We start from the raw sequence: 15,744 nt of genomic DNA on the forward strand, positions 1-15,744 counted from the left end.
ATCAAACTTAAGTCAGATCGCGAGTAATCGCATCGAGCCAGCGCCAAGAGCCATATCGGACCACCAAACGAAAAAGGCCCGGAAAACCGGGCCTTCGATTTCGAAGTTGGACTGGCCTCAAGCCGAGGCGGGAGCCTTGTCCTCACGCCGGTCGGCATAGATGTAGAGCGGGCGGGCATTGCCCTTGACCACTTCATCGGAGATCACGACTTCCTGGACGCCATCGAGCGTCGGCAGTTCGAACATCGTGTCGAGCAGGATCTTTTCCATGATCGAGCGCAGGCCGCGAGCGCCGGTCTTGCGGACGATCGCGCGCTTGGCGATTTCGCGGAGAGCGGTCTCGTGGAAATTGAGCTCGATGTCCTCCATCTCGAACAGGCGCTGGTACTGCTTGACAAGCGCGTTCTTCGGCTCGGACAGGATCTGGATCAGCGCATCCTCATCAAGGTCCTCAAGCGTCGCGATGACAGGCAGACGGCCGATGAATTCGGGGATCAGGCCGAAACGGACCAGATCTTCCGGCTCAAGGTCGCGCAGCACATGGCCGACGCGGCGTTCGTCGGGAGCGGCGACCTTGGCGCCGAAGCCGATCGAGGTCTTTTCCGAGCGCGCCAGAATCACCTTTTCCAGGCCGGCAAAGGCGCCACCGCAGATGAACAGGATGTTGGTCGTATCCACCTGCAGGAATTCCTGCTGCGGATGCTTGCGGCCGCCCTGCGGCGGGACCGAGGCAACGGTGCCTTCCATGATCTTGAGAAGCGCCTGCTGGACGCCCTCGCCCGACACATCGCGGGTGATCGAGGGATTGTCCGACTTGCGGCTGATCTTGTCGACTTCGTCGATATAGACGATACCGCGCTGGGCGCGCTCGACATTGTAGTCAGCGGACTGGAGCAGCTTCAGGATGATGTTTTCGACATCCTCGCCGACATAGCCGGCTTCCGTGAGCGTCGTCGCATCGGCCATGGTGAACGGCACGTCGATGATCCGCGCCAGGGTCTGGGCGAGATAGGTCTTGCCGCAGCCGGTCGGGCCGACGAGCAGGATGTTGGACTTTGCGAGTTCCACGTCCTGGTTCTTGGTGGCGTGCGCCAGGCGCTTGTAATGATTGTGCACCGCGACCGAAAGGATGCGCTTGGCCTGCTTCTGGCCGATCACATATTCGTCGAGCACCTTCATGATGTCCTGCGGGGTCGGGACGCCCTCGCGGGACTTCACCATCGAGGACTTGTTCTCCTCGCGGATGATATCCATGCAGAGTTCGACGCATTCGTCGCAGATGAAGACGGTCGGACCCGCGATCAGCTTGCGGACTTCATGCTGGCTCTTGCCGCAGAAAGAGCAATACAAGGTGTTTTTGGAGTCACCGCCGTTGCTTCCGCTGACTTTGCTCATAATTCTTTCCTTCCAGAACGCCCGCGACACGAATACCGGTACACGGGGTCAAATCCTGACACCCCGGCATTGAGCGGAACTTGCCGCTGTTACAACGGGGCCTTGGGGACGCTAGCCAGGACAGACAAACACATCTGCCAACAGGCGGCAACGAATCCCCCTCATTCGAGGGAGCCTATGTCATATTTCTTCAACATAGGCTTAATGTCCATTATTAACGAGACCAAACCCCACCGCATAGTCCCTTTCCATGACATTCTTGTCATGAAAAGGGCAGAACAGTGGATTATGCAGCCGTTAAGCCTCCGTCTCGCCCTCGGCATCGACGCGCGACGTGATGACCTGATCGATCAGGCCCCAATCCCTGGCTTCTTCCGAGGTCATGAAATTGTCGCGGTCAAGCGCGCGCTCGACTTCGTCGTAGGTACGACCGGTGTGCTTCTCATAGATCTCGTTCAGGCGGCGCTTCATCTTGAGGATGTCGCGGGCATGGCGTTCGATATCCGAAGCCTGGCCCTGGAAGCCACCCGAGGGCTGATGCACCATGATGCGGGCATTCGGTGTCGCAAAGCGCGCGCCCTTGGCGCCGGCGGCGAGCAGAAGCGAACCCATCGACGCGGCCTGGCCGACGCAGAGCGTCGAGACCGGCGGACGAATGAACTGCATCGTATCGTAGATCGCCATGCCTGAGGTCACGATGCCGCCGGGCGAATTGATGTAGAGCGCGATCTCTTTCTTCGGGTTCTCGGATTCGAGGAAGAGAAGCTGAGCGCAGACGAGTGCTGCCATCGTGTCTTCAACCGGACCGATCACGAAAATGATCCGTTCCTTGAGCAGACGCGAGAAGATATCCCAGCCGCGTTCGCCGCGGTTGGTCTGCTCAATGACCGTCGGCACGATGGCCATCATGGTTTCAATCGGATCTTTCATGTCCATCCTTCACAAGCATCTCCGGAAAGCCCACGTTTCCCGGGAATCATCACAAAATTCTTACCCCTACATAGAGTGTCCATACCCGAAACTTCAAGCCGTGCAGGGAATTTGCCCGCTGGTACTTTCAGATTCGCGCTTAATGCGGGGTTAGGGCGGAAAGTATGGACAGGGAAATTGTCGGACAGGATGAAGAAAGGGTGAAGCAAGTGGCCGCACTTGCAACCACTTGTCATTATGCGGTCAAGCCTTTACCTGAACGTGCATGCCCGGACTCACCGACCGCGAACGCACGACCATCGCCCGCATCATCCGCGTCAACCACGCGGGCGAGACCGGGGCGATACGGATTTACGCCGCCCAGCTCTGGCGCGCCCGGCGCCCCTATCCCGATATGGTGCCTGCACTCGAAAAGATGCGGCGGGACGAAATCCGTCATTGCGCGATTTTTCGCGCGGCAATGACCGAGCGGGATACTCGGCCCTGCCGGGTCATGAGACTCTGGAGCCTCGGCGGCTTCGTCATCGGCTTTGCGACAGCGCTTCTCGGTCGCAACATGATCTGGATCTGCACCGAGGCCGTCGAGACGACTGTGCATAAGCATCTGATCGAGCAGCTGCATTTCCTCAGGGACCGCGACCCGGCGCTTTTCGCGGCAATCGATGCGATCAAGGACGAAGAACTCGAACATCGCGACCATGCGATCGAGATGCAGGAAGGCCGGGGCTCGCTCGACCGCATGGTCTATGCGGTGATCTCGGTGTTGACGGGGTTGATGATCTGGCTATCGACCTGGGGCGACCCGTCGCTGATGGCGCGGGATTTGCGAGCGGACCAGGCATAAGCAATCTTGCCGGTGTCGGTGGATTTGCGCTACCGCTTTGCCATGACCCACACCCCCGCCTATTTCAAATTCGATCCCGCCACCCGTCATCTCTCGCTAGACGCCCGTGATCCCGCCTTCTATCACGATCCGAACCGCGCTTACGCAGCCATGCACGCCACCTCTCCCACCTTCTTCTGGGAGGAGGAGAAACTTTGGTATTTCACCGGCTACGACCATGTGAACGCGATCCTGCGCGATCGACGGTTCGGGCGGCAGATCACCCATCTGGCAAGCCGGGAGGAACTTGGCCTGCCCGAGCCCTCACCGCATCTGGCAGACTTCGACCGGGCCGAATCCAAGTCGCTGCTGTCGATCGAGCCGCCGGAGCACACCCGGCTGAGGACGCTGGTCAACCGTGCCTTTGTCTCCCGCAATATCGAGCGGCTGCGCCCGGAAATCGAGGCGCTTTCGCACCGGCTGATCGACGGTTTCGAGAAGGACGGTGGCACGGAGCTTCTGGCGAGCTTTGCCGAGATCATTCCCGTCACCGTGATCGCACGGATGATCGGCGTTCCCGACGACATGTGCCGGCAGTTGCTCGACTGGAGCCACGACTATGTGCGCATGTACATGTTCGGCAAGACGGACGAGGATGAGCACCGCGCCAACAAGGCTGCCCGGGAATTCGGCGATTATATCGTCCGGCTCGCCGAGGAGCGCCGCAAGGACCCGCGCGACGATCTACTAACGCTGATGCTGTCGCCGGCACGTGACGGGCAGTACCTGACCGAAGTGGAGTTGGTCTCCACGGCGATCGTACTGCTCAATGCCGGGCACGAGGCCACGGTGCACCAGATCGGCAACGCGGTGAACGTGATCCTGAAGAACGGCTGCGATCCCAAGGCCCTGTTCGCCGACGCGGCATCGACCGTCCTGACGGCGGAGGAAAGTTTCCGCATTTCGGCACCCGTGCACATTTTCAAGCGTTGGGTGCTGGAGGATCTCGAATTCGACGGGATGAAATTCCGCAAGGGCGACGAAGTGGGATTGATCCTCGCAGCTGCCAATCTCGATCCGAAGAAGTTTTCGGACTCCGTCGCCTTCCGGCCCGATCGCAACGAGGGAATCAGCCTGTCCTTCGGCGCCGGCATCCACTTCTGCATCGGGGCGCCGCTGGCGCGGCTCGAAATGCAGATCGCCTTGCCGATCCTGTTCGAACGGTTGCCTGATATGCGGATGGCGAGCGAGCCCGTTGTCAAGGATGTCTATCATTTCCATGGGCTGGAAAGATTGGACCTGGAGTGGTGACGAACGAGGCCCGCGGTCCACGCACAAAGCGGAGCCGCGGGCCTGAGGGCGCCGCCGCCAAGCCACATGGCACCCTGAACAAGGATCAGGCGGCGGCCTTGGATGGCACGCCGTAGCGGCTGGCGGGACGGTCGCGGGAGGCCTGACCGCCGAGCGCGAAGCGCGCTTCGTGAAAGGCCTTGACGAGGTTCTCGTCTTCCGCCGAGGGTACGGTGAATTCTTCACCCTGGTCGAAGCCAGCGAGAGCGGCGTCCACGAGATCGTTGACGTCCATCACGCGGTCCTGCGGCAGATTATCGAATGAACCGCCGGCGCGATCGAAGATTTCAGTTCGGGTAAAGCCCGGCAGCACCGCTTGTACACGGACACCCTTGTCCTTGAGTTCCGTGGCAAGAGATGCCGTCAACGCGTAAATATAGGATTTGGTGCCACTATAGGCAGCGTTGAAGATATCAGGCACGATGGCAACGGCCGAGGCGATGTTGATAATTCCGCCCTTGCCGCGCGTGGCGAAAGTCTGGGCGGCTGCAACCGCAAGCCGGTTCGCTGCCGTGACATTGATCGCGATCATCTGGTCGAGATAGTCGATGTCGTCATTGAGGATCGGGCCCTTGGGGCCGATGCCGGCATTGTTGACCAGCAGCGTGATCGCTTCGTCGGCGCGCAGTTTCGCCTCAACCCGCTTCACGTCGGATTGGTTCGAGAGGTCGGCGCCCAGCACTTCGACCTTGACGCCGTGTTTGGCGCTCAGCGTGTCGGCGAGCTTGTTGAGGCGGGTTACGTCGCGCGCAACGAGCAGCAGGTCGTAGCCCCTGGCCGCGAGCCGCTCCGCATATGTCGCCCCGATGCCCGCTGAGGCGCCGGTCACGAGTGCTGTTCCCAGGTTTGCAGTTCTAGCCATGTCTGTTCTCCTTCTGGCATTTACTGGCATATGCCACTATATTGATGACACGCTTGCGCTTTGCAAGAGGGACGAATAATTTAATTGCATATGCCAGTAATTTTCCCTGGCGCTGCTATGGGCACATGTGATGGTGGATAAAACGGACGACAGTATCTGGATGCACTGCTCGAACACGGCGATACGCCGCGCGGCGCGGCAACTCGGCCAACTCTATGACGACTGCATGGAAGGCACCGGCCTGAAGGGCACCCAGTTCGCCCTGCTCTCGCAGATCGCATCGACCGGCGAACCGGCGCTGAAGCAGCTCGCCGAGGCCATGGTCATGGATCTCTCGGCGCTCGGCCACACGCTGAAGCCGCTGATCCGCGACGGCTATGTGGAACTGCTGCCGGATCCGGACGACCGGCGTGTCAAACGCGCGCGACTGACGGAATTCGGCCAGAAGACGCAGCAGACGCTGCTGGCCAATTGGCGCGATGCGCAATCGCGTTTCGACCGGGTGTTCGGGAAGGAGAGATCGGAAGAGATACGCGAGGCGCTAGCATTGATCTCATCGCCCGAGTTTGCCAAGGCGTTCAGAAAGGATGGCCTGTAAAAGGCGTCTTGCCAGTGTGATCCAGCTGTGCGACCCTTAATTTCGTTCGCTCATGGAGAAACGAGCATGGCTAAATCCGGGCGCCAAGAATCGAAATCGACCGGTTCGCAGACATGGATTGCACGCGACGCAAGGTCCGGGCGCTTCGTCGAGATAAAGAGCGCAAAGGGCTCACAAGCGGCTGTCGTTCTTGAACGTCTCGCTGCCAAAAGCAAAGTAGTGTCTGATCGTCGTCCTGGCCGCTTCAAGGGTGTGTTGTCGATAGGGCCCGAGTTTTTCGAGCCGCTTTCCGAGAAGGAACTCAAGGAACTCAATGGTGCATGAGAGTGCTTCTGGACACGCATGCGCTGCTTTGGTGGTTGGCTGACGACCCCGGTCTGTCTGCCGTCGCGCGGCAAACGATAGCTGAGTCGGAGAATACGATCTTTGTGAGCGCGGCGTCGGCTTGGGAAATCGCCACCAAATTCGCCAAGGGCAAGCTACCTTCGGCCGAAGCAATCATCCCGAACCTTACTCAGATTGTCGCCGAGGAAGGCTTTCTTCATCTTCCGATTACGATTGACCACATGATCCGAAGTGCCTTCCTGCCCGGGGACCATCGCGATCCGTTTGACCGAATACTCGCGGCTCAAGGCCTCATCGAAGACCTGATCCTTCTTTCGACGGATGAGAAGATGCATGAACTCGGCGTGAGTGTCTCCTGGTAGTTCTCACACCCTGATCACATAATCTTTCCGTGTGGTTTCAATTACTTCCCACGTCCCCTTGAAGCCCGGGCGAACTATCAGCCGGTCGCCTGCCCTCAGGTGAATTTCCTCGCCGCCATCCTCGGTCACCACGGAATGGCCTTCGAGGACGTGGAAATATTCCCATTCGTCATAGACGATCTTCCACTTGCCCGGCGTGGCCTGCCAGATGCCGGAATAGATGCCGCCTTCGGCCTCCTCGATATTCCAGGTGGTGAATTGCGGATTGCCGGAGATCAGCCGGTCCGGCGCGGGTGCGCCGGTTTCCGGAGTGATATCGGACGTGTCGAAGCCGATTGATTTGTCGCTCATGCGTGCTCCAGGGCCTGTTCGAGATCGGCGATGATGTCGGAGAGGTCCTCGATGCCAACCGAAAGCCGCACCACATCGGGCCCCGCGCCGGCGGCGATCTGCTGTTCCGGCGAGAGCTGACGGTGGGTGGTCGAGGCCGGGTGGATGACCAGCGAACGTGTGTCGCCGATATTGGCGAGATGCGAGAAGAGTTTAAGGTTCTCGACGAAATTCTTGCCCGCCTCGTAGCCGTCCTTGAGGCCGAAGGTGAAGACCGATCCGGCGCCTTTTGGCGAATATTTTACCTGCAGCGCGTGATTTGGGTCATCCTCCAGGCCGGAATAGTTGACCCAGGCGACCTTCGGATGCGTCTTGAGCCATTTGGCGACGCCCAGCGCGTTGTCGCAGTGGCGCTGCATCCGGAGCGGAAGCGTCTCGACGCCGGTGAGAATGAGGAAAGCGTTCATAGGCGCCAGCGATGGTCCGAAATCGCGAAGGCCCAGTACGCGGGCTGCGATCGCGAAGGCAAAATTGCCGAAAGCCTGGTGCAGCACGACGCCACCATATTCCGCGCGCGGTTCGGAGAGCATCGGATACTTGCCCGACTTGGACCAATCGAAGGTGCCGCCATCAACGATGGCGCCGCCCATGGAATTGCCATGGCCGCCGATGAATTTGGTCAGCGAATGAACGATGATGTCAGCGCCATGCTCCAGGGGCCGGATGAGATAGGGTGAGGCCATGGTGTTGTCGACGATCAACGGCAAGCCGTGCCGATGGGCGATCTCGGCGATGGCGGCGATATCAACGAACGTTCCGCCGGGATTGGCGAGGCTCTCGATGAACACCGCCTTGGTCTTGTCATCGATCAGCGCTTCCATGGTCGAGGGATCAGCTGTGTCGAACCAGCGGACATTCCAGTCGAAATTCTTGAACGCGTTGCCGAACTGGTTGATCGAGCCGCCATAGAGCCTGCGCGCGGAAATGAAATTGTCACCCGGACGCATGAGATTGTGGAAAACGAGAAGCTGGGCGCCATGCCCGGATGCCGTTGCGAGTGCCGCCGTGCCGCCTTCGAGTGCGGCCACGCGCTCTTCGAGCACGGCACTCGTGGGATTCATGATGCGAGTATAGATATTGCCGAACTGCTGCAGGCCGAAGAGCGCTGCGGCATGGTCGGAATTGTCAAAGACATACGCCGTGGTCTGATAGATCGGCGTGATCCGCGCCTTGGTGGTTGGATCCGGCTGGGCGCCTGCATGGATCGCGAGCGTCGCGAAACCTGGATTGTCCTTGCTCATAGTATCCTCCCTCATGGTTGCCGGGATGATAGCGGTTTCGTCCCCAGAGGACAGCCCGGCGCGGCAAATTTATCCGTCCAGTCTTGGAACGGCATTGACAGATTAGCCACATCGAGGCGCGCTGGATCGACACGGCAACCCGGAGAACTCGCTGCCGGAGAAATAATTTGCCCTGAAAACGAAAAAGCGCGGAAGAATCCGCGCTTTTATACAATATCGATCTATTTTGCAGATTTCGGTGCGATACCCGAAATGTTGTGCGCCAATCAGCGCAAATAGAAGCAAACAAAAACACCCTCTTTCGAGGGCGGCCCATTACATCACCAAGTCACTCGTCGCGATAGACTTTTTCACGGCGCTCGTGACGCTCCTGCGCCTCGATCGACAATGTCGCTATCGGCCGCGCATCCAGCCGCTTGAGGCTGATCGGCTCGCCGGTTTCCTCACAGTAACCGTATGTACCATCATCAATCCGCTGCATCGCGGCGTCGATCTTGGAGATCAGCTTGCGTTGGCGGTCACGAGCGCGAAGCTCGATGGCCCTGTCGGTTTCGGAGGACGCCCGGTCGGCGAGATCGGGGTGGTTGGCGCTTTCTTCCGCAAGGTGATCGAGGGTCTCGCGTGCCTCGCGCAAGATCTCATTCTTCCATGCGACCAGCTTGGACCTGAAATAGGCCCGCTGTCTGGTGTTCATGAACTCCTCGTTTTCCGAGGGGACATAGTCGGCAAGATCGATATTCTCACTCAACGCGATTCTCCTGAAGAACATCCCGCACGCGCTGCCCTATAGCCCTACAAATGTGTTAATTCAAGCCGAAAGCGCAGGTAAGGTTATTTTTAAAACTGTTACAAACTTGCGCTAAGTGATTATTTTTTTATCAGTATTCAGAATCGACCCTGACTTCTTGCAGGTAAGATCCGTCCGCTAGCGTACGCTCGAAGGCGCGGCGCGATTGACGTTTCGAGAGGCCCCGTTTACGCAAAACGAGACAGTTCTGTCCTTCCCTCGCCGGATTTGATCCATGCCGTCTGATAGCGCCGAAACAATCCGCCTCTATCTCATGCGGCACGCCCATGCCGGTTGGGCCACGCCCAATACAAGCGATTTCGAACGGCCACTCGACGAGCAGGGACGGTTCGAGGCACGCGATGTCGCCGAGCAGGCGCTGATGGCGGGAATGAGACCGGATGTGCTGGTTTCCTCCCCTGCGCGACGGTGTCGCGAGACCACGGCCGCCTTTCTCGATGTGTTTCGCGACCTGAGATCGCAGGAGGACGAACAGCTTTACTCCGGTGGTTCGGACGCCTATCTCGGCCATATCGTGGCGCATCGTGACGTCGGATCGCTGATGATCATCGGGCACAATCCGATGATCGAGGCGCTCGCCCATCATCTTGCGCGGCCGAGCGCCATCATCGCTCCGATCGCCATGGGCTATCCGACGGCGGGGCTGCTGGCGCTCTCCTTTCCCAAGCCATTGCCGCACAAGATGCTGCATGCGGGCGAGGCCTTGCACTTCTTCACACCTGCTTTGACCTGAGCCGTTTCGTGCCTATATTGCGGGCTCTGATTTCTCTCGACGGACATCGCGATTGCCGCCCTCGCCCATCAATATCGCCGACGAAGCGCTGATCGCGCTTGAAAACCTCGCCGACCGGGCAACGGGTTTGATCAATCCCACCTTGCGGCTGGGCGTGACGGGGCTCTCCCGCGCCGGCAAGACCGTGTTCATCTCCGCCCTGATTCACAACCTGTTGAATGGTGGGCGCCTGCCGCTTCTCGAAGCGCAGCGGTCTGGCCGCATCAAGTCCGTCCGGCTCGAGGAACAGCCGGACGATGCGGTGCCGCGCTTCCAATATGAAGATCACATCCGGGCGCTGGTTGAGAAACGGCTATGGCCGGATTCGACGCGCGCGATATCCGAACTCCGGCTGACGATCGAATATGAGAGCGCCTCGGCCTGGACCCGTCTGCTCTCGGCAGGCAAGCTGTCGATCGATATCGTCGATTATCCCGGCGAGTGGTTGATGGACCTGCCGTTGCTGGACCAGGATTTCAGGACATTCTCCGAACACGCCGTGACACTGGCCCGCACGGGGCGACGTGCTCCTCTGGGGAAGAAATGGTTGACGCTCGCAGATGGCATTGCAGCGGACGCGCAGGCCGATGAAATGCTGGCGCGCGACTTGGCCGTCGAATTCACCGCCTATCTCAAGGCCTGCAAGGAGGACAAGCATTCCTTCTCGGCGCTCGCACCGGGCCGCTTCCTGATGCCCGGCGATCTCGAGGGATCGCCGGCGCTCACCTTCGCGCCATTGGTCAATTTCCCCGATGGCAAGCAGGCGCGCGGCAGCCTGGTGGCGATGATGGAGCGGCGCTTCGAGGCCTACAAGACGCATGTCGTGAAACCCTTCTTCAAGGAGCATTTCGCGCGGCTGGACCGGCAGATCGTGCTCGCCGACACTTTGCAGGCTCTCAACCGGGGACCGGAGGCGCTGGCGGATCTCGAAAATGCCCTGGCCGATGTGCTGGGCTCGTTCCGGCCGGGCACGAATTCCTGGCTCTCCACCTTTTTCACCCGGCGTATCGACAAGGTGCTGGTCGCGGCAACCAAGGCCGATCATCTGCACCACGAAAGCCACGATAGGCTGGAGGCGCTGACGCGGCGGATCGTCGAGCGGGCGACCGACAAGATCGGCCGTTCGGGCGCCGCGATCGACGTGATCGCGCTGGCCTCGATCCGGGCGACCCGCGAGGCCGTCGTCAGTCGCGACGGCGAAACGCTGCCCGTCATCGTCGGCACGCCGATGCTTGGCGAGGAGATCAACGGCGAAATCTTTGACGGCAAGAGAAAGACGGCGATCTTTCCCGGCGACTTGCCTGAAAAGACGGATATCTATTTCCGCGCGGACGACCCCGAACGCGGTGCGCAGGAGTTGCCGCATATCAACATCGTCCGTTTCCGGCCGCCCGAGATCGAGGAGACCAGCGGCGGCATCAAGTTGTCGCTGCCGCATATCAGGCTCGACCGTGCGTTGCAGTTCCTGATCGGAGACCGGCTGGCATGAGCAAGGAACCCCGCAAGCCGCAGAGTTTTTCCTTCGACGAGCCCACGGGGCCATCCTCGGTGACGCCGCGCCGGAGGCCGGAAGCCTTTGACGACGGTATAGTGCTCACGCCCGAGGAGGACGATCCGTTTCTCAAGAACCCCGAAGATGATCCCGCGCTGGCACCAATCGCCCGGTCGAGGCGCAGCTTTCCGTTCTTCAGCATCTTTGCCGGAGCGCTCGGGCTCATCCTGTCTGTCGCATTCGGGCTTTGGCTCGATCAACTGATCCGCGACCTGTTTACCCGGGCGGATTGGCTGGGCTATACGGCGATCGGTGTGACGGCGGCCGGTGTCCTGGCGGTGCTCGGCATGGCTGCGCGCGAACTCATCGCCATCCGCAGGCTCGCATCCGTGCAGGCGTTGAAGGACGAGGCGGAAAAAGCAGGTCTCGACCGCAAGCCGGCGCATGCCCGCGCGGTTGTGGCCAAGCTGGTCAAGCTATCGGAGAGCATTCCGGAAACGGCGGCGGGACGCGCAGCGCTCGCCAGGACGGCCGACGAAATCATCGATTCACAGGGCCTGATGAGCCTCGCCGAGCTGGAACTACTGGCACCCGCCGACCGCAAGGCGCGGCAGCTGGTGCTCAACGCCGCCAAGCGGGTCTCGGTGGTCACCGCCGTCAGCCCCCGCGCACTGGTCGATCTCGGCTATGTGATCTTCGAATCGGCGCGGCTGATCCGTGCCATCGCGGAGACCTACGGCACGCGGCCGGGGCGGCTCGGCATGTTCCGGCTGTTCCGAGATGTCATCGCCCATCTCGCCGTGACCGGCTCGATCGCCGTTGGCGACGGCATCGTCCAGCAGGTTCTCGGCCATGGGCTGGCGTCGAAAGTGTCGGCGCGATTAGGCGAAGGCGTGATCAACGGGCTGATGACGGCGCGAATCGGCATAGCCGCGATGGACCTGCTGCGGCCCCTGCCCTTCAAGGCTCTCAGGCGTCCGGGCGTGTCGGATTTCATTGGCGACCTGACGAATACATCCGGCGGCAAATAGCTTGTGGTTGATTCAACTCTGGAAATTGCAGCCGAAAAAGTGTAGCTATTTTGCCATAGCGGATTCAATCCCGAACCGACTACAGGTTCTCAGGATTGCGAAGCAGTGTACTTCATGTCTAATGGAAACCACGCATTAACCATTCTCGGCGAAGACTTGCCATCAAGTTGATCGCTGGCCCAGGGGAAGTTCTATGTTCTCGCGTCTCAAGATGATTGCCACAGGCTTCGCGGCAGTTGCCATCACAACCCTGGCCGTTATCGGACCTGCCGAGGCAGCCAATCGTGACAAGGCCTTCTTCGATGGCGTCCAGGGCCAGTGGACCGGGCCGGGCGAGATCGTCGCGGGCAAGTACAAGGGCACCAAATTCACCTGCACGCTGGCGGGTTCATCCGACAATAACGGCAGCGGGATGACGCTCGACGGCTCCTGCCGCGTCGGCATCTTCAAGCAGCCGATGAAGGCCACGATCCGGAGCGCCGGCCGTACCTACAAGGGCAAGTTCCTCGACGGTGCTGAGGGCAAGGGCCTCGATATCGTCTCTGGCAACGTGACCGGCCAGAAGATCGTCGTCGGCATCACCCGCGCCAAGCTGAACGGCGCAATGATCGCCCGGCTCCAGGGCAAGAACACGATGACAGTCACGATTTCGGTCAAGGTCGACAATACGATGGTACCGGTCATCGGCATGAACCTGAACCGCGATACCGACGAGATCGCAGTCGGCTCGGTCGACTGACGCCACAAGCAGACACGACGAAGAAGAGATAGACCGCTTCTTATTGAGCGGTCTTTATTTTTTGTTCGCGTATTTTCTTGAACGGTGCCAAACGTTTCCGCATCGCCTCGACGATCAGGACTTTCTGACCGAATGACAGCTGCGCCCGTTCTTTTCGCGCCTGCTCCTTGCGGGCGAGAATATCGAGGATATTCATGTCTTCGAGTTGCTTCATGAATTTACTTCTAGCCCGATTGGGTCAGAACGTCCAGTTTTCCGGCAAAATTCCAGCCACTTCTGCTTCAAATCGTGGCGCAGAATAATCGCTTTGAACCTCACGAGGTCCAATACGTCCTGATCGATGAAAGAGTCGATCCTGAGGTAGTCTTTTCCCCGGCCCGTTCTAAGCGCGATTGCGGCCAGATGCTCCGCGCTCAATATCCGCGTCGCAATTGACGTTCCGATCTCGAACTCATCATCGATCACCTCCGCCTCAGCCAAGGCTTCCATGTCCAGCGCATCGGAGACCGGTAGGAATTGTACCGGCCACCCCCCGACAAGGACGCCCTCGTTCTTCCACTCTTGGTAACCTGCGTTCGCCAAGTAGCTCACCATAGGTCCCAAAGTGACCAAGCCGGATTTTCTCTCAGCGTCGAACGAGACGAGGATATCGAGGTCCTCCGTAACGGTCGGCTCAATGTAGTTGAGAGCCGCTACAGCACCAGCGATCGCATAGGTCGAGATGACGCGATCCTCCACCATCTTATTGAGTAGCTGCAAGGCGAGAGCGATCGACATTATCAACCGCCCTTCATATCTTTATCAGGATTTCGCCACCAATCGCGACTTTCGTCAGCGACTTCAATGCCTGACGCATCGACCTCGCCAAGCCATTCCCGCACCGTCTTTCCATTGACCATGAAATCCGGGGCGAAGTCGGCGAGTGGCATCAAAACGAATGCACGCTCGGTCATGCGGGGATGCGGGATGGTCAGTTGGTCGGACTTGATTACCAAGCCGCCGAAATCGAGGATATCGATGTCGAGCGTCCTTGGCCCCCAGCGCTCAGCGCGCACGCGCCGGTTCACCTGTTCGATGCCGAGCGCCAGCCCCAGCAGGGGTACCGGGGAAAGCGTGGTCTCAACCTCGGCGGCAGCGTTGAAAAACCAATCCTGGTCGGTTTTGCCCCATGGCGGCGTCTTATAAAGGCGCGAAACCTGCGTCACCCGGCAGTCCGGATGCTGTTCCAGCATCTGAAGCGCCGACGACATGGCGGCGACCGGGTCGCCGATATTGCCACCCAATCCCAGCAGCGCCGTGGATATCCGACTATTGTCCTGCATGATGTTCGATGGTGACCTGAACGTAATCAAGCACGCCGGCGACCGGCGCGTTCGGCTTGCGCAGCGTGATCTTGGCGCGGCGGATCTCGGGGAAGCGCTTTTCGAGCGAGCGGGCAATTTCCATCGCCAAGGCCTCGATCAGGAAATAGCGGCGCCCGATGACGATCTCCTCGATCACCTTGAAGGCCACACCGTAATCCACGGTCGACTCGATCGAATCGTCTTCCAGCGGCCCGGCGGGCTGCACTTCGAGTTCGGCATCGACAAAGAAACGCTGGCCGAGCACCTCTTCCTCGCGCATCAGCCCGTGGCGGGCGAAGAAGGCACAGTTGGCGAGCAGGATTGTGTAGGTCCCAGTCATGTCAGTCTCCCTGCCGGCGACTTATTTGCCGGTCGTTTCTGGCGCGCAGCATAGCATCCGCTACGATCAACGCATCCCTGTTGATTGCGACATTGTGGACGCGGAATATCGCCGCGCCCGCGTAACGTAACAGCGCGCTGGTCGCGGCCGTGGCGATATCACGATCAGGCGCCTCGCGGCCTGTCAGCGCACCAAGGAAACGCTTGCGCGACGTGCCGGCCAGAAGCGGGAAACCAAGCGCGTGAAGTTCGCCGAAGCGGGCCGCCAGCTCGATATTTTCGCGCGGCGTTTCCTTGTTGAAGCCGAAGCCCGGATCCAGCACGATCGCTTCGTCGGCGATGCCGGCGCCCCTGGCGATCTCGAGTGAATGGCGCAGGAACGCGAACTGGTCTTCGATCACATCGGGGAGTTTTTCGCGGCCCCGGCCTGTATGCATGATGCAAACGCCGGCGGGCGTACGCGCCACCACGCCAGCAAGGTCCGGGTCACGCTGCAAACCATGGACATCGTTGACGATATGGGCGCCGGCAGTGACGGCGAGCTCGGCCGTGGACGCCCGGTAGGTATCGATCGAAATCAGCACATCGGATCTGGCCGCCACCGCCTCTATCACCGGCAGAACGCGATCCTGCTCCTCTGCAGTAGAGACTTCAGCCGCACCCGGCCGGGTGGATTCGCCGCCGATATCGATGATATCGGCGCCGTCGTCGACAGCCTGCAAGGCATTCCGGACGGCATCCGATGACGACGCATTGAGCCCGCCATCGGAAAACGAGTCCGGCGTGACGTTGATGATGGCCATGATGAGGCCTCGGGGACCGAGCGTGATCTGCCGGCCATGCGCAAGCTTCCAGGCCACCGGATCGAAGGGCGTGGGCAATTTTGCGCCTTTCTCGGTGCGAGAGAATTTTCGTGCTGATTGC

General features: G+C 60.0%; 20 protein-coding genes. 9 read left to right on the forward strand and 11 right to left on the reverse strand.

Annotated features, from left to right (window positions below; genetic code table 11):
- Nucleotides 1-117: 117 nt before the first annotated feature.
- Complete coding sequence (gene clpX, locus ACSQ26_RS11565) at nt 118-1,395, reverse strand: ATP-dependent Clp protease ATP-binding subunit ClpX (protein ID WP_258161867.1); 1,278 nt, start codon at nt 1,393-1,395, stop codon at nt 118-120.
- A 297-nt stretch (nt 1,396-1,692) separates the two neighbouring features.
- Nucleotides 1,693-2,325, reverse strand: coding sequence for an ATP-dependent Clp protease proteolytic subunit (locus ACSQ26_RS11570; protein ID WP_436008859.1), 633 nt, complete (start codon nt 2,323-2,325; stop codon nt 1,693-1,695).
- A 265-nt stretch (nt 2,326-2,590) separates the two neighbouring features.
- On the opposite strand from ACSQ26_RS11570, the gene ACSQ26_RS11575 reads away from it, so the two are divergent.
- Both ACSQ26_RS11575 and ACSQ26_RS11580 read left to right on the forward strand, forming a co-directional pair.
- The gene (locus ACSQ26_RS11575) at nt 2,591-3,169 is read left to right on the forward strand and encodes a demethoxyubiquinone hydroxylase family protein (protein WP_436008861.1); all 579 of its coding nucleotides are present in this window, start codon (nt 2,591-2,593) and stop codon (nt 3,167-3,169) included.
- A gap of 42 nt (nt 3,170-3,211) precedes the next feature.
- Nucleotides 3,212-4,459, forward strand: a complete 1,248-nt coding sequence (locus tag ACSQ26_RS11580) for a cytochrome P450 (protein WP_436015220.1) — start codon at nt 3,212-3,214, stop codon at nt 4,457-4,459.
- Between the two features lie 85 nt (nt 4,460-4,544).
- Here ACSQ26_RS11580 and ACSQ26_RS11585 read toward each other — a convergent pair whose 3' ends face one another.
- Nucleotides 4,545-5,360 (reverse strand): SDR family NAD(P)-dependent oxidoreductase, encoded by an 816-nt coding sequence (locus ACSQ26_RS11585; RefSeq protein ID WP_436008863.1) that lies wholly within the window; start codon nt 5,358-5,360, stop codon nt 4,545-4,547.
- Between the two features lie 130 nt (nt 5,361-5,490).
- Between ACSQ26_RS11585 and ACSQ26_RS11590 the strand changes: the two genes are divergently transcribed.
- The 3 genes from ACSQ26_RS11590 to ACSQ26_RS11600 all read left to right on the forward strand — a co-directional run bounded on the left by ACSQ26_RS11590 (nt 5,491) and on the right by ACSQ26_RS11600 (nt 6,665).
- Entirely contained in the window at nt 5,491-5,958 is a 468-nt protein-coding gene (locus ACSQ26_RS11590) for a MarR family winged helix-turn-helix transcriptional regulator (protein ID WP_436008865.1), read from the forward strand.
- A gap of 66 nt (nt 5,959-6,024) precedes the next feature.
- Nucleotides 6,025-6,282 carry a hypothetical protein gene (locus tag ACSQ26_RS11595; RefSeq protein WP_436008867.1) on the forward strand — a complete coding sequence of 86 codons (258 nt, stop codon included), beginning with the start codon at nt 6,025-6,027 and terminating at the stop codon, nt 6,280-6,282.
- Nucleotides 6,279-6,665, forward strand: coding sequence for a type II toxin-antitoxin system VapC family toxin (locus ACSQ26_RS11600; RefSeq protein WP_436008869.1), 387 nt, complete (start codon nt 6,279-6,281; stop codon nt 6,663-6,665). The genes ACSQ26_RS11595 and ACSQ26_RS11600 overlap by 4 nt, the downstream gene beginning before the upstream one ends.
- Nucleotides 6,666-6,668: 3 nt before the next feature.
- Here the strand turns inward: ACSQ26_RS11600 and ACSQ26_RS11605 are convergent, their stop codons facing one another.
- From ACSQ26_RS11605 to dksA, 3 genes are all read right to left on the reverse strand, one after another.
- Complete coding sequence (locus tag ACSQ26_RS11605; RefSeq protein WP_436008871.1) at nt 6,669-7,016, reverse strand: cupin domain-containing protein; 348 nt, start codon at nt 7,014-7,016, stop codon at nt 6,669-6,671.
- A complete protein-coding gene (locus ACSQ26_RS11610) occupies nt 7,013-8,296 on the reverse strand; it encodes an O-acetylhomoserine aminocarboxypropyltransferase (protein WP_436008873.1) in 1,284 nt (427 codons plus the stop codon). Before ACSQ26_RS11610 ends, ACSQ26_RS11605 begins: the two co-directional genes overlap by 4 nt.
- Before the next feature lie 328 nt (nt 8,297-8,624).
- On the reverse strand, nt 8,625-9,044 hold the full coding sequence (gene dksA, locus ACSQ26_RS11615; protein ID WP_258161858.1) for an RNA polymerase-binding protein DksA: 420 nt from the start codon (nt 9,042-9,044) through the stop codon (nt 8,625-8,627).
- A gap of 274 nt (nt 9,045-9,318) precedes the next feature.
- On the opposite strand from dksA, the gene ACSQ26_RS11620 reads away from it, so the two are divergent.
- From ACSQ26_RS11620 to ACSQ26_RS11635, 4 genes are all read left to right on the forward strand, one after another.
- Nucleotides 9,319-9,837 (forward strand): SixA phosphatase family protein, encoded by a 519-nt coding sequence (locus ACSQ26_RS11620; RefSeq protein ID WP_436008875.1) that lies wholly within the window; start codon nt 9,319-9,321, stop codon nt 9,835-9,837.
- A gap of 52 nt (nt 9,838-9,889) precedes the next feature.
- On the forward strand, nt 9,890-11,365 hold the full coding sequence (locus tag ACSQ26_RS11625; protein ID WP_436008877.1) for a YcjX family protein: 1,476 nt from the start codon (nt 9,890-9,892) through the stop codon (nt 11,363-11,365).
- Nucleotides 11,362-12,399: a YcjF family protein gene (locus tag ACSQ26_RS11630; RefSeq protein WP_436008879.1), complete on the forward strand. Its 1,038-nt coding sequence runs from the start codon at nt 11,362-11,364 to the stop codon at nt 12,397-12,399. Before ACSQ26_RS11625 ends, ACSQ26_RS11630 begins: the two co-directional genes overlap by 4 nt.
- A gap of 193 nt (nt 12,400-12,592) precedes the next feature.
- Nucleotides 12,593-13,138: a hypothetical protein gene (locus tag ACSQ26_RS11635; RefSeq protein ID WP_436008881.1), complete on the forward strand. Its 546-nt coding sequence runs from the start codon at nt 12,593-12,595 to the stop codon at nt 13,136-13,138.
- Between the two features lie 40 nt (nt 13,139-13,178).
- Here the strand turns inward: ACSQ26_RS11635 and ACSQ26_RS11640 are convergent, their stop codons facing one another.
- From ACSQ26_RS11640 to folP, 5 genes are read right to left on the reverse strand one after another with little or no spacing between them, the layout of a single operon-like run.
- The gene (locus tag ACSQ26_RS11640) at nt 13,179-13,352 is read right to left on the reverse strand and encodes a hypothetical protein (RefSeq protein WP_436008883.1); all 174 of its coding nucleotides are present in this window, start codon (nt 13,350-13,352) and stop codon (nt 13,179-13,181) included.
- On the reverse strand, nt 13,349-13,915 hold the full coding sequence (locus tag ACSQ26_RS11645; RefSeq protein WP_436008885.1) for a hypothetical protein: 567 nt from the start codon (nt 13,913-13,915) through the stop codon (nt 13,349-13,351). Before ACSQ26_RS11645 ends, ACSQ26_RS11640 begins: the two co-directional genes overlap by 4 nt.
- A 2-nt stretch (nt 13,916-13,917) precedes the next feature.
- Nucleotides 13,918-14,460: a 2-amino-4-hydroxy-6-hydroxymethyldihydropteridine diphosphokinase gene (gene folK, locus ACSQ26_RS11650; RefSeq protein ID WP_436008887.1), complete on the reverse strand. Its 543-nt coding sequence runs from the start codon at nt 14,458-14,460 to the stop codon at nt 13,918-13,920.
- Complete coding sequence (folB, locus tag ACSQ26_RS11655) at nt 14,447-14,821, reverse strand: dihydroneopterin aldolase (RefSeq protein WP_258161852.1); 375 nt, start codon at nt 14,819-14,821, stop codon at nt 14,447-14,449. The genes folK and folB overlap by 14 nt, the downstream gene beginning before the upstream one ends.
- A gap of 1 nt (nt 14,822) precedes the next feature.
- Complete coding sequence (gene folP / locus ACSQ26_RS11660; RefSeq protein ID WP_436008889.1) at nt 14,823-15,701, reverse strand: dihydropteroate synthase; 879 nt, start codon at nt 15,699-15,701, stop codon at nt 14,823-14,825.
- Nucleotides 15,702-15,744 lie beyond the last annotated feature (43 nt).

Source organism: Rhizobium sp. LjRoot254, from assembly GCF_964254105.1.
GTDB lineage: Bacteria > Pseudomonadota > Alphaproteobacteria > Rhizobiales > Rhizobiaceae > Rhizobium_E.